We start from the raw sequence: 22,021 nt of genomic DNA, 5'->3' as shown, positions 1-22,021 counted from the left end.
TGTCGTAGTCAACGGAGACGAAGAGGGGCGGGCGTGTGTCCGGGCGTGGCGTGAACCAGACGGAGCTGCTGAAGGACCTGCGCAAGCAGGTGAAGACGCTCGAGGACGACCTTCGCGAGCGAAGCGAGGCAGTCGCGGAGTACAAGGCCAAGCTGGAGACCGAGTACACACACGCCCGGGAGGCCAAGCGCACGGCAGCGACGTACGAGACGTGGCGGGACGAGCGGATCACCCAGGTCGCCGCGGCGTGGGTGCTGGCGTGCGTCTTCGTCCGCTTCTGCGAGGACAACCGGCTGATCACCGGCCCGTTCCTGGCCGGCCCGGGCGAGCGTCTGAAGGACGCCGAGGACCGTGACGCGGAGTACTTCCGGCTGAACCCGGAGAAGAACGACCGCGACTGGCTGGTGCACGCCTTCGAGTCGCTGGCCGCAACCAACCCGGCAGTGGCTGGCCTCTTCGACCGCGCACACAACCCGCTGTGGGAGCTGGCACCGTCCTACGAGGCGGCAAGCGCGCTGCTGAAATTCTGGCGGCGACGCGGACCGGGCGGCGAGATCGTGCACGACTTCACCGACGAGCCGGTCGTGGGGACCGACGGCGTCGTCGAGCACGAGGGACTGAGCACCCGCTTCCTCGGCGACCTGTATCAGGACCTCAGCGAGCATGCACGGAAGACCTACGCGCTACTGCAGACGCCGGAGTTCGTGGAGGAGTTCATCCTCGACCTGACCCTCGAACCCGCGGTTCGGGAGTTCGGGCTCGCGCCGGAGACGGTCATTGGCGACGACGGCGAGATACGCAAGGGCCTGCGGACGATCGATCCGGCGTGCGGGTCCGGGCACTTCCTGCTGGGCATGTTCAAGCGACTGCTCGCGAAGTGGAGGGCGGCCGAACCGGGCACGGACGTGTGGGATTTGATCCGCCGCACCTCGGAGTCGGTGCACGGCTGCGACAAGAACCCGTTCGCGGTGTCGATCGCCCGCTTCCGGCTGCTGATCGCGGCTCTGCAGGCAGGCGGCGCGAAGCGACTCGACCAGGCTCCAGCCTTCCCAATCAACGTGGCCGCGGGTGACTCGCTGCTGCACGGCCGGGGCGCTGCGGGTATCCAGGGCGACCTGCTGTCGGACGGCGAGGCGTTCGCCTACCAGACGGAGGACGTCAAAGAGTACGTGCAGCGGTGTGACCTGCTGGGGGTGTCGACGTATCACGTAGTGGTGGGGAACCCGCCCTACATCACGGTTAAGGACAAGCAGGAGAACGAGAACTACCGGTCCTACAAATCATGTTCGGGCAAATATGCGCTTTCCGTCCCATTTGCCGAGCGGTTGTTCCAGCTGGCCGTCCGGACGAGTGGGTCGGATCGAGCGGCCGGGCACGTTGGGCAGATCACGGCAAACTCGTTCATGAAGCGCGAGTTCGGCAAGAAGCTGATCGAAGAGTTCTTCGTCAGCGAGCGGATCGGCGTCCATTTGACGCACATCATCGATACCTCGGGTGCGTACATACCGGGACATGGGACGCCGACGATCATCCTGATCGGACGCAACCACATCCCGCGACAGAAAGAGCCGGTGCGGGCAGTACTGGGTGTGCGCGGTGAGCCGTCGCAGCCCGAGGAGGCGGCGAAGGCGCTGGTGTGGCGGGCAATCGTTGACCAGGTAGGAAAGCCGGGGAGTGAGTCGGAGTGGGTTTCGGTCGAGGATGCCGAGAGGAGGCGATTCGCGCTTCACCCTTGGTCGGTCAGTGGCGGTGGCTCGGGCGGTCTGGTGGGTCTCATCGAAGCGGCTGCCACGGCCAAGCTTGCAAGCATTGCCGACTCTGCGGGGATCACTTCAGTCACAGGCGAAGACGATCTCTTTCTGTTTCCTCGCAACGGTGCCGCCGCCCGCTTGGAGGTCTCCGCGACACGTCTTCTGGTCACCGGAGATGTGATTCGTGATCACACAATGAAACCCACGTATGAAGCACTGTGGGTCTATGATGATAATTTCAAATCCTTGCCTTTTGATGAGATCGACACATCTGCGAAGCTGTTGCTTTCTTACCGAACGGCGATTTCCCATCGAAAGCGCTTTGGTGTGCCCATGTTGCAGCGGGGCATGTCCTGGTACGAGTGGCAGGAAATCTATCCAAATAAGCTCAGGGCGCCACTGTCGATTGCATTTGCGTTTGTAGCGACGCACAACCACTTCGTGTTGGACCGAGGTGGGAAGGTGTTCAAGCAGTCCGCGCCGGTTATCAAGTTGCCGGAGGGGGCAGGGGAGGATGAGCACCTGAAGTTGTTGGGGTTGCTCAACTCGTCGACGGCGTGTTTCTGGTTGAAGCAGGTGTCTCACGACAAGGGCAATGGAGGTATTGGCGGAGGTATCGCGAGCGAGGATTGGGAGAAGTTCTACGAGTTCACCGGCACCAAGCTTCAGGATTTCCCGCTCCCTGCCAGGCTTCCCCTTGCGCTCGGACACGCCCTCGACCGTGCCGCGCAAGAGCTCGCCAGTCACGAGCCTTCCGCGCTCTCTTTGGGTGGCGCCGTCCCGACTCGTGACACTCTCGACGCAGGCCACGCCACCCACACCGCTATTCGTGAGCGCATGATCGCGCTGCAGGAGGAGCTCGACTGGGAGGTCTACAGTGCCTACGGTCTCATCCAGTTGAACGTAAGAAACGATCAGCGCCTCACCGCCCAAGACATTAACTCCGTGCCGCCCGTCAAGCTCGGTGAACGCGCATTCGAGATCGTGCTCGCGCGCAAGGTTGCGGCTGGAAGGATGGAAACCGCGTGGTTCAGCCGTCACCACTCGACGCCCATCACGGAAATTCCCGCCCATTGGCCCGAGTGGTACCGGACTATCGTGCAGAACCGCATCGATATGATCGAGAAGCGCCAGGACATCGCGCTAGTCGAGCGCCCGGAGTGCAAGCGTCGTTGGGCGTCCGAGCCGTGGGAGAAGCGGGAGAAGGAAGCCCTCCGCACCTGGCTGCTCGACCGAGCTGAAGACCGTCGGCTCTGGTTCACGCTTCGCGACGGCTTCGAGCAGCCGCGCACACTCACGGTCAGCCAACTTGCTGACGAGCTCGTCAAGCTCGACCCCAACGTGTCCGCCGTAGCCGCGCTCTACGCTGCCGACCACCTCGGCAAGCGCGACCTGCCGCTCGAAGCGGTCCTGGCCGAGGCCCTCGACACCGAGCACGTCCCCTACCTCGCCGCCCTCCGCTACAAGGACACCGGTCTACGCAAGCGTGCCCAGTGGGAGGAGGTCTGGGACCTCCAACGCGAAGAGGACGCAACCAGCGAGCGACTGAACATTGCCCTCCCGCCGAAGTACGGCTCCGTAGACTTCGCCAAGACCTCCTACTGGTCCAACCGCGGCAAGCTCGACGTCCCCAAGGAGCGGTTCGTCTCCTACCCGGGCGCCAACCCCGATGCCGACCCCACCCTGCTGCTCGGCTGGGCCGGATGGGACCACCGCGACCAGGCCCAGGCACTGGTGAACCTCGTCAAGGACCGCACCTCCCAGCTGAGCTGGGACAACGACCGCATCGCGCCTCTCCTCGCGGGACTGGCCGAGCTGATGCCGTGGGTACGTCAGTGGTTCGGCACCGACGACCACGAGTGGGGCGGCAACGCAGCCGAGGAGTTCGGGACGTTCCTGGACACCGAGCGCGCCAAGCGCGGGCTGACCACCGAGCAGCTCGCGGCCTGGCGTCCCGCGCCGAAGACCCGGGGCCGCAAGGCCGCCGCCCCACGCACCCCGAAGAAGAAGACCGACACCTCCGCCGCCGACACGCAGACGGCCTGAGCGGGAAGAGGGAGACCACCGCCCATGAGTTCCTCCAGCGACGCCCTCTACCTGAAGGACGTCCTCAATCTGCCCGAGTCCGTCCTCGCAGGCGACTTCAAAGTCGAGCTGTCGGGCGGCTTCGGCGAGTCCGGGCAGCGGGTGCGCGAGTACGTCGTCACCGACCAGCTCGAGCAGGCCTTCCGCAAGTCCCTCGGCATCGTCAGAGCGGCGGTCCGCGACAACACCTCGCACGCCGCCTACCTACACGGCTCCTTCGGCTCCGGTAAGAGCCACTTCCTCACTGTCCTCCACGCAATCCTGAATGACAGCGCGGCGGTCGCCCGCGAGAAGCCGAAACTGCAGGCGGTCATCGCGGAACACGCGGACTGGCTGGTTCAGGAGGGCACGAAGAAGCGGTTCCTGATGGTGCCGTACCACCTGGTCGGCGCCGCGTCGCTCGACTCGGCACTGCTCGGCGGCTACGTCGCCACTGTCCGACGGCTGCACCCGGGCGCATCCCTGCCGCCCGTCTACCGAGCCGACGCCGCACTCGCCGACGCCCGCCGGCAGCGCGACTTCCTCGCCGACGACGCGAAGTTCATCCAATGGCTCGGCAACCCCTCCGGCCCGGACGGCGCACAGGGCAACGCGAACGACGGCGACGACCTGGAGGACCTGGACGTACTCGACGCCCCCGACTCCGGTTGGACCTCCGCAAGCCTGGACGCAGCCTTTGCCGCCGCCCCCGGCGACCAACTGCGCGACGCGCTGGTCTCGGCGCTGATCTCGGACTCCGGCCCCATGTCGGCCTACGCCCGCGGCGCGCAGGGCGACAAGAACGCCTTCCTCCCCCTGGAGAACGGCCTCGCCGTCATCAGCCGGCACGCCCAGAGCCTCGGTTACGACGGGCTCGTCCTGTTCCTCGACGAGCTGATCCTTTGGCTACAGGCGCACCTCACCGAGAAGGCGATGGTCAACGACGAGGTCAGCAAGCTCGTCAAGCTGATCGAGTCGGGCGACACCGACCGGCCGGTCCCAATCGTGTCGTTCATCTCCCGGCAGCGCGACCTGTCCCAGCTCGTCGGCTCCGACGTGGTCGGCGCGGACGTGAAGAACCTCGAGCAGCAGGTCGGCTACCTCGCAGGCCGGTTCGACGTGGTGAGCCTGGAGGACCGCAACCTTCCCGCGATCATCAAGGAGCGCGTCCTGCAGCCCAAGGACGACGCAGCCCGCGCCGCCCTGAGCAGCGCCTTCGCCGCCGTCGAGTCCTCCGACGTGGCCGTCCGCGAGGTGCTGCTGGATGCGGCCGGGGCGACCCGTGCGGACTGGGCGGACTTCAAAGAGCTGTACCCGCTCTCGCCCGTCCTCCTCAACACCCTGGTCGCCCTGTCCGGGGCGCTGCAACGCGAACGCACGGGTCTGAAACTCATCCAGGAGATGCTCTACCGCCGCCGCGGCGACATGAAGCTCGGCGACCTGATACCCCTGGGCGACCTGTGGGACGTCCTCGCGGACGGCATGGGCGAAGCCTTCACCGACCGCCTGCGTGCCCAGTCCGAGGCCGCTATCCGCTTCCACACCAAGGTCCAGGCGTTCCTTCTGCAGAAGTACGGCTCCACCGAGGACCCGGGCTACCGCGCGGACGACCGCTTCGTGAAGACCCTCCTGCTGGGCTTCCTCTCACCGGAAGTCCCCGCGCTGACCCGCCTCACCGGCGGACGTCTCGCCGCACTCAACCACGGCTCGCTGCGCTCCCGCGCCGTGACGCCGGGCGAGCTGGCGGTGCGCCGGCTCCGCGAGCTCCAGGCGGAGTTCCCCGGCGAGCTGCGCAGCAACGGCAACGACGCCGACCCGGTGTTCACCCTCCACCTGTCCGATCTCGACGTCGAGCCGATCCTGGATGCGGTCGGTGAGAAGGACAACGTCGGGCAGCGCCGCATCTGGGTCAAGGAGCAGCTGTGGCAGGCGCTGGGGGTCCGTGACACGGGCGCGTTCGTGTGCGAGCACGAGGTGGTGTGGCGCGGCACCAAGCGCATCGCCGAGTTCGTGTTCGAGAACGTCAAGGAACCGGCGACCATGCCGACGACGCAGTTCTCGCCCAGCGTCGAGGGCCGCGTCCGGTTCGTCGTCGACTACCCGTTCGACGAGTCCGATGGGCACCCCAGCGACGACACCGCGCGCATCCAGCGGCTGCGGCAGGACGGCTTCGAGGCTGCCACCGTCGTGTGGCTGCCGTTCTTCTTCTCCCCGCAGCGGTCCGCGCAGCTCGGCCGCCTGCTGAAGATCCAGTACCTGCTGGAGCGGGACCGGCTGGCCAGCTACGCCGCCCATCTGCCCTCCGACGACCAGATCCGGGTCAAGCACCAGCTCGAGGCCCAGCGCGACACCCTCACCAGCCAGCTCACCGATGTGCTGCGGCAGCTGTACGGGATCGGACACGTGGACGAGACCAACGTCGGCGCGGAGACGCCGGACGGGCTGCACGTCTACTCCCTCTATCCTGGGCACACTCCGCAGCTCCAGGGCGGTGCGCCGTTCACGTACAACCTGGCCAAGCTGGCCGACGGGCTGTTCGCCGCGCTGTACCCCAAGCACCCGGACTTCGACCCGCAGGAGACCCGCAAGCCCGTCACCCCTGGCGAGCTGAAGAACGTCTACGGGTGGATCGCGCGGGCCATGGAGGACGGGTCGCGTCGCGTCGTCGTGGACAGCAAGCAGCTGGGGCTGGTGAAGCGGATCGTGCACCCCCTGGAGCTGGGTGAGGTCCACGACGGTCCGCTGAACGTCGGTACCGAATGGCGGCGCCGCATCGAGCAGCACGCCACCGCGCAGGGTGTCACCGGCGACTACGAGGTCGAGGACATTCGCCGCTGGATTGGTGAGCTGGGCTGGACCGGTCTGGACAAGGCGGTCAGCAACCTGCTGATCGCGGTGTATGCCTTGGTCGCGGACCGCTCCTGGGTCTACAACGGCTCCCCGCAGCCGGCTCCCGACCTGGACCGTATCGGTACCGGGTGGGCGCTGCGGGCGCAGGAGCTGCCGAGCGAGCAGGAGTTCACCGCTGCGCATGAGCGCGCCGCCGCGCTGTTCGGTCAGAGCGTGCCCCGGGTGCGTTACGCCCGCAACGTCAACGACCTCGCGGCCAAGGTCCGGGCAAAGGCACAGGGCTGGGAGTCGGCCGTCAACGGGCTGCGGCGGTCCCTGGCCCACCACCGCGCGGCACTCGGCCTGAGCGACGAGCAGAACGCCCGCGAGAGTTCCGTGCGCGACGCCGCCGACCTGATCGCCCGCCTGGTTCGGCACCACGACGCCACCGCGCTCGTGCGGGAGCTGGCCGCACTCGCCTACACCACTGCGGACGATGCCCTGGCGAAGGCCATGTCCTCGGCGCAGCCGACCCTGGACGCGCTGGACCGCGTCAAGTGGCAGCTGCTGGAGAGCGTGCGCGGCCTGACCGGCCGGGGCGACGGCCTCGGGGACCGGGCGCAGCGGCTACTCGCGGAGATCGCCGAGGCGGCTGCGGCCGCGGAGAGCGACCGGGAGCTGGCTTTGGTGCTGAACGGAGCCGAGAGCCGGGCCGTGGACATCATCAGCGAGTCCGGGCGGCTGAACGCTGTTGCAGCGCCGGCGCAGGAGTCCGCCTCGTCACCCGCCGCGGCGTCTGTTCCGGACCCGCGGGGCGCGGACCAGGTGAGCCTGACCGAGCACGGCCGGCCCCCGCTGCCCACCCAGGCGCAACCGACACCCGGTACTCCCCCAGCACCTGCCGCGTCCCCTGCATCCGCGGTTCCCGCCGCCCGGCGCCGCCGTCTGATCGTCGCGACCAGCCCCGGCAGTCTGGAGCCCGAGCTGGCCCAGGTCCTGGCCGAACTGACCCAGCAGATCCGCTCCCACGCGGCTGCCAAGCCCGGCACGGCCATCGAGATCGGCTGGCAGGAAGTGGAAGGTGGTGCGTCATGACGCAGGCGCATACTGGGGCCACCGTCCCGGAGATCGACCAGCGCGCTGTCGAGGCCCTACTGTGGACGGCGCTCCCGCACGCCAAGGGCAGTCGCCTGGTGCTGGTCCGCGGCCGTTACCGCGAGGGCGCCCCGGGCGAGTTCACCACGCGTCTGGTCACGGATGCGTTGGTGGACGGCGAGCCGGAACAGCGCCGGGTCCGTATCAGCCACCAGTCTTCGGTGCTCGGCATCGTCGACGCCTGGCAGAGCCACCTGGCCCGGCAGACTGGCGGTGCCGGGGGCGGTGACATCCTCGTGGTCACCACCGACGCACCCGACACCCGGCCGATGCCGCTGGACCTGCGCGGGGAGGCCATCGGCCGCTCCCTGCTCACCGTGGACCGCGTCGAGATCGTCAAGCAGCGCTTCGGCGCGGTGGACGTCGACCCGCGCATCCGGCGTGAAACCTGGCTCGCCGACGCGCTGCTGGCCGCAGAGCCGCCCGGCGGATGGCGCCCCGTCGGCTCGGTGCTGACCCTGGACGCTGCCATGCGCGCCCTGGTCCACGCCCGGATCGGCCTGGGCGATGGCCTGTCGACCGACGCCGTGCCGCTCGACGTGGAGGCCCTCCTCACCTGGTCCCGCACCCCCGGCGGCCCCGCACGCTTCGCGGAACTGCAGCCCGACGAGCGGGCCGGCCTGACCACCTGGCTGGACCGCACGGTCGGCGACTCTGCGCCGCTGCTGCTCGCCCTGGCGCAGGCCGGACGCGGCGAAGACGCGATGGCGCTGGGCATCGTCGCCGCCGTCCTGACCGGCCCGAAGGCCACGGCGGACGCGGCCCTGGCCGTGGGAGCGCTGTTCGGTTCCGTCCCCTTCCGGCCTGACGAGCTGCGCCACTACACCCTCGCCGTGGAGGGCGTCCTCGCCCGGTGGATCACGCAGGCCACGGCCGGTGGACCGCGCAGCGGCGAGGCGCGCACCCGCGTCCTGGAGGTGTTGGAGCAGGCCGACCGCCTGGCGGACCGGGCCGGTCTGCGCGAGGCCCTCACCGACAGCGGATTCCTTCCCTCCGGTTTCCGCGCCCGGCTGCGGGCACTGGCCGCCACGCTCGCCCCGGCTCCCGACCAGCCCGCCGTTGCGGCAGCCGAAGCCGCCCTCCACCAGCTGAAGAGTCATCACCTTGCGGACCTGCTCTTCTCCGAGCAGGTGCACCTCGCCGAGATGGCGGTACGCCTGGAGCGCTGGCTGACGACTGTGGAAGCCGCCCTCGCGCCCGGCTCCGGAGCAGTGGGCGGCGCAGTGCACGCCCACCTCGGTGACTGGGGCTGGGCCGATCGCGCGCTGAACCGGCTGTGGGCCGGGGACGGGGCGGCGGACCCGCATGTCAATGAGGCGTACCGGGTGGTCCACGACGCCGCCCGGGCCCGTCGCGATCGCCTGGACCGCGGATTCGCCAAGGCCCTGGCCGCCTGGGCGCAGCACGCCACCAGCACGGCTCCTGACGGGGTGCTGCTGGTGGAGAATGTGATGCGGTGCATCGCGGTGCCTCTCGCCGGGAAGCGGCCGCCGTTGATCCTGCTCCTCGACGGCATGAGCAGCGCGGTCGCCGCCCAGCTGGGTGAGGAACTGGGCGCGCCGCGCTGGACCGAGGCCGCACCCGAGGCCGGCCGGCGGACTGCAGCCGTCGCCGCGATCCCGTCGATCACCACCGTCAGCCGCGCCACGCTCCTGACCGGCGGCCTGGTGGCGGGAGGCCAGAGTGTGGAGAAAGACGGCTTCGTCGCGTTCTGGCGCAAGCGCCGGCATGAGGCGGTGCTGTTCCACAAGGCCGACCTACCCGGCCCGGCCGGGCACCGGCTCGCGCCGGAAGTCGTCGCGGCCATCGCAGGCGACGGCGTGGTCGGCGTGGTCCTGAACACCATCGACGACGCGCTCGACCACGGTCAGGAAAGCTCCAAGGGCGACTGGACGGTCAGCAGCGTGCGCTACCTGTCCGAGCTGCTGGACGCGGCCCGCGGCCAGGGCCGCCCGGTGGTGCTGGTCGCTGATCACGGCCACGTCCTGGACCGCACCACCGACGAAGGGCCGCTGCCCGCGCAGGGCGTGGAGTCGGCGCGCTGGCGGATCGGCAGCCCCGGGGAGCAGCCGGGTGAGGACGAGATCCAGCTGGCCGGGCCGCGCGTGCTGGAGGGCGAAGGGACGGTCACCGTGCTGTGGCGCGAAGACCAGCGCTACACCCCCCGCAAGGCCGGCTACCACGGCGGCGCGGCTCTGGCGGAGATGACCGTGCCGGTGCTGGTGCTGCTGCCGTCCGCCGAGGTCCTGCCATCGGGCTGGTCGGTGCTGTCCCCCGAAGTCGTCACCCCGCCGTGGTGGCACGAGCCGGGCCACAGGAATGTGCCCGCCGCGCCACAGCCCAGCTCGGGCTCCGGTCCGGTCCCGAGGAAGAAGGCCGAGCCGCCCCGTGCCGGCGACGCTGCAACGTCCCCGGCCCTTGGCGCCCTGGTAGTGGACACCGGCGTGTATGCGGCGCAGAAGCAGTTCGTCCGCAAGGGCCCGGAGAAGAAGGCCGTTGCCGCCGTCATCGATGCTCTCGTCGCGGCGGACGGTACGCTCTCGCTCGCCGCAGTGAGCGCGGCCGCCGCGTCCTCGGGCGGGCGGGCTCCGCGTAACGCGGAGTTCTTCGTCGCGGCGCTGCAGCGGCTGCTCAATGTCGAGGGCTACCCGGTCCTCGGCCTCATCGACGCGGGCACCCGGGTCAAGCTCGACATCACACTGCTGAAGGACCAGTTCGGGGTGAAGGCGTAGATGAGCGCGGTCTCTCCAGTCAGCCCGGCCCGCCGCCGCGAGGTCGTGGACGCTCTGCGGCGCGGCACCGTGCCACAGTCGGGACTCGACCTGTTCGCCGTCGGCCTGGACCGCTTCTGCGGGGCCCTGGACGACGACCTGGCCACCGTGGCGCGCGGCGGCGGCGCCTTCCGTGCCATCCGCGGCGAGTACGGCTCCGGCAAGACCTTCTTCGCTCGCTGGCTCGCCGAACGCGCCAAGCGAGCCGGACTGGCCACCGCAGAGATCCAGATCTCGGAGACCGAGACGCCTCTGCACAAGCTGGAGACCGTCTACCGCCGGCTCACCGAGCGCCTCACCACGGCCACCCACCCGCCGAGCGCGTTGCGCGCTGTGATCGACTCGTGGTTCTTCACCCTCGAAGAGGAGGTTCTTGACGCGGGCGAGGCCGACGAGGACGATGCCGACGCGCTTGGCCGCGCTGTGGACGCGCTCATGGAGCAGCGCCTTGTTGACGTCGCCCGGACCACCCCGGCGTTCGCTGCGGCCCTGCGCGGCTACCATCAGGCCCGCGCCGCAGGCGATGCGCCCACCGCCGAAGCGCTGATCGCCTGGCTCGGCGGCCAGAAGTCCGTCGCCGGCTCCGCCCGGCGCTTCGCCGGCGTGCGCGGCGACCTGGACCACTTCGCAGCCCTCGGCTTCCTGCAGGGCCTGCTGACGGTCCTGCGGGACGGCGGCCAGCCAGGACTCCTGGTGGTCCTGGACGAGATCGAGACACTGCAGCGGGTCCGCAGCGACGTCCGGGAAAAGGCCCTCAACGCGCTACGGCAGCTCCTGGACGAGATCGACGCAGGACGCTTCCCCGGCCTGTTCCTCGTCATCACCGGAACCCCCGCCTTCTTCGACGGGCAACAGGGCGTCCAGCGGCTGCCTCCGCTGGCCCAGCGCCTGGCCACCGACTTCTCCACCGACCCGCGCTTCGACTCGCCGCGGGCCGTGCAGCTGCGCCTGCCCGGCTTCGACCTGACCCGGCTCGGCGAGCTCGGCCGCAACATCCGCGACCTCTATGCCGGCCAGGCCAGCCACCCCGAGCGGATCACCCAGGCCGTGGACGACGCCTATATCGCCCAGCTCGCCACCGCGGTCACCGGCGGACTCGGAGGCAATGTCGGCGTCGCACCCCGGCTCTTCCTGCGCAAACTCGTGGCGGACGTCCTCGACCGCGTCGATGAATTTCCGGACTTCGACCCGCGCAAGGACTACGCCCTCACCCTGTCTTCCGCCGAGCTCAGCGAAGTCGAACGCAACGCCGCCGCAGCCAGCGCCGACGACATCGAGCTGGACCTGACATGACCCGCACCGCATCCGACGACCGGCTCAACACCGTCCTGCTGCACCACATCGTCAACACCCTCGGCTGGAAATCGCTGCGCCCGCTCCAGCAGGAGGCCATCGACCCGCTGCTGTCCGGAACCGACACCGTGCTGCTCGCCCCCACCGCGGGCGGCAAAACGGAAGCCGCCGCGTTCCCCCTGCTGTCCAAGATGGCTGCCGAGAACTGGACCGGCACCTCCGTGCTCTACTTGTGCCCGCTCAAGGCGCTGCTCAACAACCTGCTGCCGCGTCTGGAGACCTACGCATCGTGGCTGGGGCGCACCGCCGCACTGTGGCACGGCGACGTCTCCCAGCCCAAACGCAAAGCCATCCTGCGCCGGCGCCCCGACATCCTCCTGACGACCCCGGAGTCACTGGAATCGATGCTGGTCAGCGTGAACGTGGACCACCACGCGTTCTTCGGCGGCCTGCGCGCCGTCGTCATCGACGAGGTCCACGCCTTCGCCGGCGACGATCGCGGCTGGCACCTCCTGGCCGTCCTGGAACGCTTGCAGCGCGTCGTCGGGCGACCCGTGCAGCGTGTCGGGCTGTCCGCCACCGTCGGCAACCCTAAGGAACTCCTGAGCTGGCTCCAGGGATCCGCCACCGGCACCCGTCCCGCCCAAATCATCGCCCCGCACTTGGACCCTCAGCCCGACGTGCCATCAGGGATACCGGCCGGTGCACCGCCCGGTGAGGTGCAACTCGACTACGTCGGATCGCTGACCAACGCCGCTACCGTCATCGCCGCCCTCCATCGGGGTGAAAAACGCCTGGTCTTCTGCGAGTCACGACGCCAGGTCGAGGAACTCGGGGAGAGCCTGCGCGCCAAGGGCGTCACCACATTCCTCTCCCACGCCTCCTTGTCCGTGGACGAGCGACGTCGCGCCGAGGAGGCCTTCGCCGACGCCCGGGACTGCGTCATCGTCTCCACCAGCACCCTCGAACTGGGCATCGACGTCGGCGATCTGGACCGTGTCATTCAGATCGACGCTCCCGGCAGCGTCGCCTCCTTCCTCCAGCGCATCGGACGCACCGGACGACGCCCTGGCTCCACCCGCAACTGCCTGTTCCTCGCCGTCGACGAGGGCGGCCTGCTCGCCGCCGCCGCCCTGTTGCTGCAGTGGTCCCGCGGCTGGGTCGAACCTGTCGTGCCCCCGCCCGAGCCGCGCCATATCGTCGCACAGCAGATCCTCGCCCTGTGCCTGCAAGAACACCGGATCGGTGACAGGCTCTGGCAGGAATGGTGGGGCGGCCTCGGCCCCTTCGGCCCGCAAGCCGAGCCCATCGTGCGCCACCTGGTCCGCGAGGGCTACCTCGACCAGGACGGCGGGATGCTGTTCATCGGCCCCGAGGCCGAACGCCGATTCGGTCACCGGCACTTCATGAACCTCACGGCCGTCTTTACCGCTGCACCCGAGTTCACCGTCCTCAACGGGCGCACCGAGATCGGCACCACCGACCCCACCCTGCTGACCGAGGAGTGCGCCGGACCGCGACGCCTGCTACTCGCCGGACGCAGCTGGCAGGTCACCTACATCGACTGGAACCGCAAGCGATGCTTCGTCGAGCCCGTCGACGGCGGCGGCAAGGCAAAGTGGAACGGCGGCGGGCTGCCCGTCGGCTCCTTCGAGCTCGCCCGTGCCGCCCGAGAGGTCCTGCTCGGCGAGGACCCGCCGGTCGCGCTCACCAAGCGCGCGGAAGGCGCCTTGGCGCAGCTCCGCGAGGAGAGCGCGGAAACCGTCCACCCCGGCGGCAACCTGATCATCCGCGATGGCGAGGGCAAGGACCTGCGCTGGTGGACCTGGGCTGGCCACCGCACCAACGTCACGCTGGCCGCCACCCTGAGTGGCATCGCCGACCCCCTCCAACGCGGCAACGACCTGTACGTGCGGCTGCGGTCCGACATCACCCCGCAGATGTGGAAGCACGCCATCACCTCCGCCGCAGACAGCCTCTGTCTCCCCGAAATCGACCCCCGCGCCCTCAACGGCCTGAAATTCAGCGCCGCCCTACCCGAACGCCTCGCAGAAGCGACCCTCGCCGCCCGCCTCGCAGACCTCGACCACGCCGCCCACGTACTAACCGAACCCGCCCGCTTCCTCAACCTCCCTGCCTGACCGCCTGCCCGCAGTGCGGTTCGTCAGCTCCTCCGCCGTCCGGTGAGGCACCCCGCGCGTACGTGGCGACCCACACACGACGACTTCGAAACAGCAGCAAGACGGCACCCGCTGGCGGGCCGGATCCTCAGCCACCGTTGACCGCAGCCGATGATGACGGTGAAGTCCCCTTCGCTTGCCCCGCGGCCCTTGTCGGTGCCCGCTCTTACGATCAACGAGGGGCCACTGCACCCCCACGACAACAGATCCCGGAGCAACCATGCCCGCAGACCCCGAAGACTTCCCAGGGTCACTTGACGCCCACATCCGCGAGAACGGCCCCGGAAGGTACTCCATCGAACTGATCGATGAAGGGTGGCCCGGCAACTCCAACTTCGTGGAGACTCTGACATTCTCCCTCCCCCGCGAAGTAGGAGCCGGTACCGGAACCGACCAGGACACGCGTGTCATGCAGGCAGCGACCGATGAACTCGAAGCGTACGGATACGTTCCCACCTCCGAATTCAAAGGCGGCGGCGACAGCTTCTACGTGCAAGTCGGCGTCACCGACTGGGGGCAGGACCGACTCTGGTACAACGAGTAGCCACCCGCAGAAAAACTCCAGAACCTGCTCGCCGATCTGCAGGCCCTGGGCCTGCACGACCCGCATGTAACCACCACCCCGATAGCCGATGGCCATGCTCCCATCGGCCTCTTCCCGGACCTGGGCGGCCCCGAACAGCGAAACCCTACGGACAACGGTGCAGACCAGGCCTCGATCATCGAGTACGACGACAAGGAACAGTTCCTCGCGGCGGTTGCCACCGACCGGCCGACAACCGTATGTGTCGAGCGGCATCAAGGCGGCTATGCCGGGCGGTTCGAAGGCCAGGACCTGCACCATCGGGGCCTGACCGCAGCAGATCACGAGCTGCTGGCCGAGGCGAAGCGGCAAGACCAGGAACTGGCCGGCTTCACCGTCGCGTTCCGGTCCGGCAGTTCGGTGCACTCGTACACCGTCCAAGCCGACCACTGGGTCGAACACCTCGAGGATCGCCTGGAAGAGCTGCAGGACCGCATCGATGCCTGGGACAACGCATCCGCTGAGGAGCGCGCAACCCTCCAGGAGCAGAGCAAGCAGCTGTACGAGACCCTGATCAACGACGATCACTTCCTCACCGCCCAGACCGCCCTGGAACGGGACACCCGAGTCGAGGACCTCGCCCGCGGCATGCTCGGAGCCGACTACCCGATGAACTCCCCGGCCATCCGCGACGCCATCACACAAGCCCATGCCACGCGGACCGGCAACATCGCCGAGCCCAAGCAGCAAGCGGCACGCGACGCCATCCGCGGGGCAATCCCGACCTGGGGGCGCCAGCTCGCGGCCCTGCCGGACTTCCAGGCAGCCACCACCGAATCAGAACGAGCCATGCTGGCCAGCAACTTCCTGCACGCTCACCACCCCTCGGCCGACACCACCGAGTTCGTCCGCCTGCTGCGTAACACAGCCGCCGACCACACCAGCTAAAACGCGTGGACGAGCCAGTCCGCGGATGCCGCTCCAGGCGCGCGTGCCCGTAAGGGGTGGCAGCGTGGCCGAAGAGGCCCCTGGTGCGCAGCGCGTGCTGCCGTGAGCCGCAGCGCCGGACGATACACGCCGGCCCAGACCCCGGCGGCGGGCCGCCTACACCCGCGGGCAAGCGGGGCGACATTATCGACGATGGCACTGGTGTGCAGCGCACGCCGTCCCCCAGCCATTCCGCCCCCTATGCTCGTCATCACTTTTGAGATGGGGGGGTGCGTGAGCGATGTCCATCAGTCCGTTCGGCCCCGCGGCTGACAAGGCCGGCGAGCAGAGAGCCCGCGACGAGCTGGAACGCGTGTCACATAGGCTCGTTGAGGCGAGCAAGGAGCTCGTCGAGCAGCACAAGAGGGAAGCAGCCAAATACAAGCGGCTCGCCGAGGCGGAGCGCGATCGGCGCCGCGAGGTCGAGGCCCGGTTGCGGGACTGCTCCAAACTGCTCAACGAAGGGCCGGACCTCGAAGCGAAGCTCAACTCCATGATCCCTGACCTGGTCCGAGCAGCGGCGAGCCTTCCGCCGCCCCCCGAGGTAGCCGAAATTCTTGCGCGGCTTGAGGCAACGGAGAAGGACCGAGACACGTTCGCCGAGTTGTTGGACACCGCGACGAAGGAGCGGGACGCTGCGTTGCGGGCCCGCGACGCAGCGATTGCCCGGCTGCAGACCCGCCAGATGGAGATCGAGCAGCCCCCAGGAGACGCGAGGGCTTTGAAGGCCCTGCTGGATGCCCCCACCCTCCAAGGCGTGCTCGAACAAGCGCACCGGCACTGCTCGTCGCTCGTCATCACTGCAGATCTGGATGAGGCCAAGAAGCTGGAGCACCACCAGAAGGCTCAGCACTGGCGTGACCGTCTGGCGGCAACACTGGCCACTATGCAGGCGTACGCCGAAACTAAAGACCTTGCACAGGCGCGTGGTGGCAGGGCCGGCCCCGAGTTGGCCAATCTCAAGGCGTATTGCGCGAGCCAGCCGTACCCTCTACTGGCTGAGGGCAAGGTGGTTGTCAGTGAGGGGCAGACCGCCAGCAGTAGCCCTCGAGGCAAGGCCCAACGAACCCTCCGCGTCCCTGAGCACATCGACCCGTCGGGGAAGGCCGTGATGCTCGAACACATCCGGATCGGCGACGGTGCTCCTCCAGCGCCGCGACTGCACTATCTCGATGACACCAACAGAAGTGGGCAACTCGTCATCGGATTCTTCGGCGACCACCTGTACAACGCCGGAACCAACTGAGCCCCTCCGCGCCGCTCAACCCTGAAGACCCGGATCTGGCTCCCCACAACCGGGGTCCGTACGACCGCTCGGCCCCTGGTCGTCTCGACACCCCTGCGGTTACACCGCGACAGCAACCCGCTCCTTCTGCTTGGGAGGGGCACCGTTCGGTCCGCGTAGCCCCGCGGTCCGTTCAGCCGCGCGAAACGCTGTACTCCGGCTGCCCCAGGTGCTCCAGCACCGTCTGGTGGGCCCGCCAGCCGTCGGGGAACTTCGGCGGGACGTCCAGGTAGACAGGCGAGGTGGACGGGTGGCGGTCGAGGAGGTCCCGGATGCCGGCGCGGCCGATGACGATGCAGGCGTGGCGGTGGCGGGAGAGAAGGACACAGAGGCGCCCGGTTTCGAGGTGGAAGGCGCTTGCGTCGGCGCGGCCGGACAGGGGGTGCCAGACGAGCGTGACGTCGAACTCACGGCCCTGAAGGCGGTTGGCGGTGTCGACCGTAATGTCGGCGAGGTGAGGACCTTGACGGTCGAGGTGTTCGCGGACGGCGGCGACCTGGTCGTTGTGGGCGGCGCCGATCGCGATCCGGGACGCAGTGAGCTCGGCGGCCACCCCGGAGGAATGGGTGACGGCGCCCCGCTGGAGCAGGCGGTTGGCCGTGTCGGCGAGGGCGGCGGCGAGCTCGCCGTCGGTGCGCAGGGTATGGCGGTGGGGCAGTTCTAGGTAGCCCCAGCCGGTGGCAGCGGCCTTTTCGAGGACCTGGTCGACCGGGGTGCCACCGAGGGCAGAGGTGGCCAGGGTCAGAATCCGGTCGCCGTCGCGCGTCCCCGGAGTGAATGGGTAGAAGGGGTAAAAGGCCTGCTCCACCAGAGGCGCTGCGGAGGCCGGCAGCCGCCACGAGATGGGCAGCTGGTGGAGCGGCATGCCGGGGTTGTGGGCGAGGGCGACGTCGACGGCGTTGCGCAGGGGGTCCCAGGTGAGGCCGGCCCAGCGGTCGGTGTCCACGGTGGCGAAGGGGTCGAGCTGGCCGGGGTCGCCGACGAAGAGGGCGTGGTTGAAGAGTTTGGCGGTGCGCAGCAGCGCGTCAGAGCGCATCTGGTAGGCCTCGTCGACGATGGCCCAGTCCCACGAGACGTCCTTGACAAAGGCCCACTTCGCCGCGGTGGCGACGACGACCGGGAAGTCCCGCAGGTCGCCGACGTCGGCGGACAAGGCGACGTTGTCGAGGTCGAGGATGCGGCGCGGGGCGGTGTAGCCGCTGGCGTGGAGGCGGCCTATGCGCAGGTCGGGGCGGTCGGTGGCGAGGCGGGTGACGAGGTCGTCGACCTGTTCGTTGGTCTGGGCGACGATCATGACGGGGCGGTTCTGGTCGGCGAGGTGTCCGGCGGAGCGTACGACGAGGGTGGACTTGCCCGCGCCGGGCGGCGAGTCGACGACGATGCCCCGCTCGTTGGTGGTGTCCAGGTCGTGGAGCACGGCGGAGACCGCGGCGTCGGCACGGGCGCCGGGGCTGTCCGGGCCCTGAGGGGCAGGGGACGTCTGCGTGGTCATTCCCAGACCTCCTGGGCGTCGTCGTCGGTCGGCTGGTAACCCTCGCGCGGGCCGCCGTGCGTCCAGGGGACGTCGGTGTCGTCCGGTACGGCGGCCGTGGTGAAGTGGCCGCCGAGGACGGTGTAGAGGAGTTCCTCGCCGAGTTCGGGGATGGCGCCGGGGAGTGCCGGGGGTTTCTGCTTGCCGAGCCCGCCGGAGAGTTCGAGATCGACGTGGAATCCGTCCTCAGCCTCGCGGATGCCGATGACCACGGCCTTCTGGCCGGTGCGGGCCGGACTGCGCACGTCCTTGCCGTCTCCGGTGCGCGGCCTGGTCTCGGTCCGGAGCGTGATCATGGGCCGGAACACCGGGCGCTTGGGCCCCGGGACCATGCGCTCGGCGTCCCTGGCCACCACCTCGCCGGCGAAGGCGGCGCCGTCCAGTTCGTACTCGGCCATGACCAGCGGATCGTCGAAGGCGCGGTCGGTCTGGTAGCGGGCGACGGCGTCCTCCAGGCGGGCAAGGCGGCGGGCGGCGCCCGCCGCGTGGTCGCGGCGCGGCTGCGGTGCCCCGCCCTCGGCGATGTACTGCGAGCGCAGGGTGAAGGCGGTGCGGTCGTACGCCCAGCGGTCGGCGACGCTCCGGCCGGCCGGCAGGTCGCGCAATAGGTCGATGCCGTGCCACATGTCCCGCCACGTGGGCTGCAGTTGGGTGCGCAATTCCGATTCGAGGTTTCGGACGGCGGCGGCCTGCCGCTGCTCGTCGTCGCCTGCGCTGGCAGCGTCGTAGGCCGCGATCAGTTCGACCAGCTTACGGTCGAAGAGCGGGTCGGTAGCGGGGCCGGCGGGCGGGTGCTCGCCGGGGTCCTCGGCGAGGAGAGCGGCTTCGGGGCCGGTCAGGTCGGCGGGCGGGTCGATCCAGCCCAGCGTCGCGGCCAGGTTGCCGTCCTCGCTGCTGCTCTGTCCGGTGGCCCAGTGCGCGGTGAGTAGCCCGGTCATGCTCAGCAGCAGACTGGAGCCGGGGAACTCGCTCTGGTCGCAAACCCAGGTCAGCCAATTGCCGAGCAGCGGCACGGCCGGGTCGACGGCGTGTTCGCCGGTGGTGCGGCGCAGGCGGGTGGAGCGGCCGAGGAGCCGGGTGAAGGCCAGACCGCCGGGGTTGGGCAGGAGGATCTGCGGGGCGTCGGCGTAGCGTTCGCGGGTTTCCTTGCCACGGGCGGCCGCATAGGTCTCGGTCTGCTCACGGCACGAGTCGAGATACGGCAGGAGCAGCGCGGCAAGTCGTTCGGTGAAGCGGAAGCGCTGGGTGCGGTTGCGCGGCTGGGGTACGACGAGCAGGTGCGGCTGGTCGCGGTCGGTTCCGGCCATGGCCGCGAGCGGCGCGCAGGCCTCGCCGGCCAGCTTGAGCGGGATGAGGACGAAGGGCCGCTCGGTGATGTGGGTGTGCCGGACGGTGGTCACCGGCTGGGCTCGACCCGCCTGCTCGGCACGGAGTTTGGCGAGGGCGGTGAGGGTGCTCATGCGGCGCCTCCGGTGCGGCGTGCGCGCAGCCGGTCGGCGGCGCGGAGGCGCGCGACGATGTCGGCCTGGGTGGGGTCGGGTTCGAGTGCGGCGTCGATGAGACTGAGGGCGCTGCGGGTGGAGTCGATTCCGGGCAGTTCGTTGCGCACGGAGGTGCCCAGGCGGGCCGGTTCGCAGGCGGTGGTGGCCTGGTCCCGGCAGTACTGGGCGAGTTCGCAGAAGTCGAGGCAGGAGGGGCTGTAGGCGGCGGTGAGGTCGTCGAGGGCGTCGGCGAGTTCCCGGCCGGTACGGGCCGGCCTGCCGTCCCGGCCCACGGACAGGTCGAAGCTGGCGTCGGCCGGGAGCATGGCGGCGAGGTCCTCGGCACGGTCGAGGCGGCCGAGTTGGAACTCGATCGCGTCGAGTTTCTGGCGCAGGTCGACCAGCCTGCCGTACGGCTGGTTGGCGAAGTCCTTGGGGCAGATGAGCAGGAACTGGTGGGCGACGGCGTCGGCAGCCGCTTGGGCGTCCAGGCCGACGGCAAGGAGGGTCTGGCGCAGCGCGATGACGTAGACGGCGGCCTGTTTGGCCGCCTCGGCGACCTTGCCCGGGTCGGCCTGGCCGTCGATCGCGGCGAACGACTTGATCTCGGCGACGTAGAACCTGCCGCCGATGCGGTGAGTGACGGCGTCGGGCTCGAGGTAGGCGGTCTGCCCGGCGACCTGGAGGGTGAGGACGGGGTGGTCCAGGATCAGGCGCTCGTCGGTGCCTTCCGTGACGCGGCGCAGCAACCGGCGGGTCTCGGCGGCGCGAAGCTTGAGATCGGTGTTCTGGCCGACCGTGTTGAGGTCGGCCACCCCGGCCTCGCGGACGGGTACGTCGAGCTCGGTGCGCAGCAGGGTGAACAGGGCGGCGTAGCCGTCGGCCTTGACCAGTTCCTCGAATGCGTTGCCGCGGGATATCGCGAACGGGGACTGCCCGAAGCGGGCGTCGAAGCCGACGCGGGCGGCGAGCGCGTTCTTGTCGACGCCCGCGGCGTCGAGCACGGCGCGGCGGGCGCAGCCGGGGTTGGCGGTCAGGGCGGTGATCTTCCGCGCGGTGTACGCCTGCGGGGCGATCGGTCCGCGCAGGCGCGAAAGCCTGTCATCGGTGCTGGGCGGCGGCGCCATGGCATCTTCCTGGGCGGTGCGTGCGAGCAGGGCTGGAACCGGGATCGGGCGGGTCGTTATGAGCCGTCGGTGCCCGTGTGGTCGGCGAGTCCGAGCGCCGGCGCGCCGAAGAGTTTCTGCGTATCGGTCAGTTTGCGCGCGCGCTGAGCGGCAGCCTGCCGCTGTTCGGCGTCATCCTCGGCATGGACCTCGGATTCCGTCGTGGCGGCGCGGATGACCCGTTCCGGGTCGGCGGCGCCGAAGCCTTCGTGGGCCCCCGGCACGTTCTGCGCGAAGCGGTGCAGGAGTCGCCAGGCGGCGTCCGATGGCTGCTCGCCGGTCGCCTGGATGCGCTGGATCTGCTCGGCGACCCTGACGGCCTGGGTGAGGAAGTCGGTGCGCGGGCCGAGCGGCCCGACGATCCGCTGCTCCAGCGGCCAGGTGGACAGGGCGAGGAGCCCTCTGGCAGGGGTCAGCCGGTCGTGGGTGAGGGCCGCACAGATGTAGTAGGGGCGCGCGTAGGCCTGTGCGGCGAAGGACCGCTCCTCATCACGTCGCAGCGACGCCAGGCGAGTGGTGACGATCGTGTCGGCGAAGAACGCCTCATGAGCGGCGGAGATCAGTTTGGGAGCGGCGCTGGCACCGAGGACGGTGAGCGCCTGGTGCACCTGCTCACGCACGGGGATCACGCCGCCCACGGCACGGGAGGGCCTCCTTGCCGGAGACTCCGGTCGTGGCCGCAGCGGGGTTTCGGCCGGCGGTGCCGCGCCCGGGCCCGCGCCCTCTGCCTCCGCGTCCAGGGCGTCGTTCCACGCCTGCTCCACGTCGCGCAGTTCACGTCGGGCCTTCGTCGCGGCGGCCTTGTCGCCCGCGCGCGTTGCTTCGCGCAGAGAGGCACGCAGGTCCGTCATCCGCTGTTCGAGTGCTTCGAGTGACTCGGGCATGACGGCAGCATAGCCCAGACTCCAGCCGCTTCCAATGTTTTCCAAAGGGTTCCAAAGTTCGGCCGGATCGCGCTACGCTCCTGGCAACCGCACGGCTCCAGCCCAACGGGCAGAGCCTGCG

Annotated in this window: 12 protein-coding genes; 7 read left to right on the top strand and 5 right to left on the bottom strand. The window is 69.5% G+C overall.

What is annotated here, in order from left to right; translation table 11 throughout:
- Positions 1–50: 50 nt before the first annotated feature.
- Genes pglX through ACFV3E_RS34215 form a run of 5 tightly spaced genes read left to right on the top strand, consistent with a single transcriptional unit; the run spans position 51 to position 14,004 of the window.
- Positions 51–3,797 carry a BREX-2 system adenine-specific DNA-methyltransferase PglX gene (gene pglX, locus ACFV3E_RS34235; RefSeq protein ID WP_500538450.1) on the top strand — a complete coding sequence of 1,249 codons (3,747 nt, stop codon included), beginning with the start codon at positions 51–53 and terminating at the stop codon, positions 3,795–3,797.
- Between the two features lie 24 nt (positions 3,798–3,821).
- The gene (locus ACFV3E_RS34230; protein WP_500538448.1) at positions 3,822–7,739 is read left to right on the top strand and encodes a DUF6079 family protein; all 3,918 of its coding nucleotides are present in this window, start codon (positions 3,822–3,824) and stop codon (positions 7,737–7,739) included.
- Complete coding sequence (pglZ, locus tag ACFV3E_RS34225; RefSeq protein WP_500538446.1) at positions 7,736–10,531, top strand: BREX-2 system phosphatase PglZ; 2,796 nt, start codon at positions 7,736–7,738, stop codon at positions 10,529–10,531. The genes ACFV3E_RS34230 and pglZ overlap by 4 nt, the downstream gene beginning before the upstream one ends.
- Positions 10,532–11,863, top strand: a complete 1,332-nt coding sequence (brxD, locus tag ACFV3E_RS34220) for a BREX system ATP-binding protein BrxD (protein ID WP_500538444.1) — start codon at positions 10,532–10,534, stop codon at positions 11,861–11,863. It abuts the gene before it with no gap.
- Positions 11,860–14,004: a DEAD/DEAH box helicase gene (locus ACFV3E_RS34215; protein ID WP_500538442.1), complete on the top strand. Its 2,145-nt coding sequence runs from the start codon at positions 11,860–11,862 to the stop codon at positions 14,002–14,004. The genes brxD and ACFV3E_RS34215 overlap by 4 nt, the downstream gene beginning before the upstream one ends.
- A gap of 289 nt (positions 14,005–14,293) precedes the next feature.
- On the opposite strand, the gene ACFV3E_RS34210 is transcribed toward ACFV3E_RS34215, so the two are convergent.
- The gene (locus tag ACFV3E_RS34210) at positions 14,294–14,992 is read right to left on the bottom strand and encodes a hypothetical protein (RefSeq protein WP_500538440.1); all 699 of its coding nucleotides are present in this window, start codon (positions 14,990–14,992) and stop codon (positions 14,294–14,296) included.
- Between ACFV3E_RS34210 and ACFV3E_RS34205 the strand changes: the two genes are divergently transcribed.
- Together ACFV3E_RS34205 and ACFV3E_RS34200 are read left to right on the top strand one after the other, a co-directional pair.
- Positions 14,987–15,514, top strand: coding sequence for a hypothetical protein (locus ACFV3E_RS34205; RefSeq protein WP_500538438.1), 528 nt, complete (start codon positions 14,987–14,989; stop codon positions 15,512–15,514). The genes ACFV3E_RS34210 and ACFV3E_RS34205 overlap by 6 nt on opposite strands.
- Before the next feature lie 280 nt (positions 15,515–15,794).
- On the top strand, positions 15,795–16,799 hold the full coding sequence (locus ACFV3E_RS34200; protein ID WP_500538436.1) for a hypothetical protein: 1,005 nt from the start codon (positions 15,795–15,797) through the stop codon (positions 16,797–16,799).
- Positions 16,800–16,971: 172 nt separating this feature from the next.
- Here the strand turns inward: ACFV3E_RS34200 and ACFV3E_RS34195 are convergent, their stop codons facing one another.
- The 4 genes from ACFV3E_RS34195 to ACFV3E_RS34180 are packed head-to-tail and all read right to left on the bottom strand — an operon-like array spanning position 16,972 to position 21,900.
- Positions 16,972–18,330 carry an AAA domain-containing protein gene (locus ACFV3E_RS34195; RefSeq protein ID WP_500538434.1) on the bottom strand — a complete coding sequence of 453 codons (1,359 nt, stop codon included), beginning with the start codon at positions 18,328–18,330 and terminating at the stop codon, positions 16,972–16,974.
- The gene (locus ACFV3E_RS34190) at positions 18,327–19,829 is read right to left on the bottom strand and encodes a hypothetical protein (protein ID WP_500538432.1); all 1,503 of its coding nucleotides are present in this window, start codon (positions 19,827–19,829) and stop codon (positions 18,327–18,329) included. The genes ACFV3E_RS34195 and ACFV3E_RS34190 overlap by 4 nt, the downstream gene beginning before the upstream one ends.
- Positions 19,826–20,977 (bottom strand): hypothetical protein, encoded by a 1,152-nt coding sequence (locus tag ACFV3E_RS34185; protein WP_500538430.1) that lies wholly within the window; start codon positions 20,975–20,977, stop codon positions 19,826–19,828. The genes ACFV3E_RS34190 and ACFV3E_RS34185 overlap by 4 nt, the downstream gene beginning before the upstream one ends.
- 56 nt (positions 20,978–21,033) lie before the next feature.
- On the bottom strand, positions 21,034–21,900 hold the full coding sequence (locus tag ACFV3E_RS34180) for a hypothetical protein (protein ID WP_500538428.1): 867 nt from the start codon (positions 21,898–21,900) through the stop codon (positions 21,034–21,036).
- Between the last annotated feature and the right edge of the window lie 121 nt (positions 21,901–22,021).

It is taken from the genome of Streptomyces sp. NPDC059718 (assembly GCF_042733315.1).
Taxonomy (GTDB): Bacteria; Actinomycetota; Actinomycetes; order Streptomycetales; family Streptomycetaceae; genus Actinacidiphila.
The sequence above is the reverse complement of the archived record's forward strand: the minus strand, read 5'-3'. Positions and strand labels throughout refer to the sequence as shown.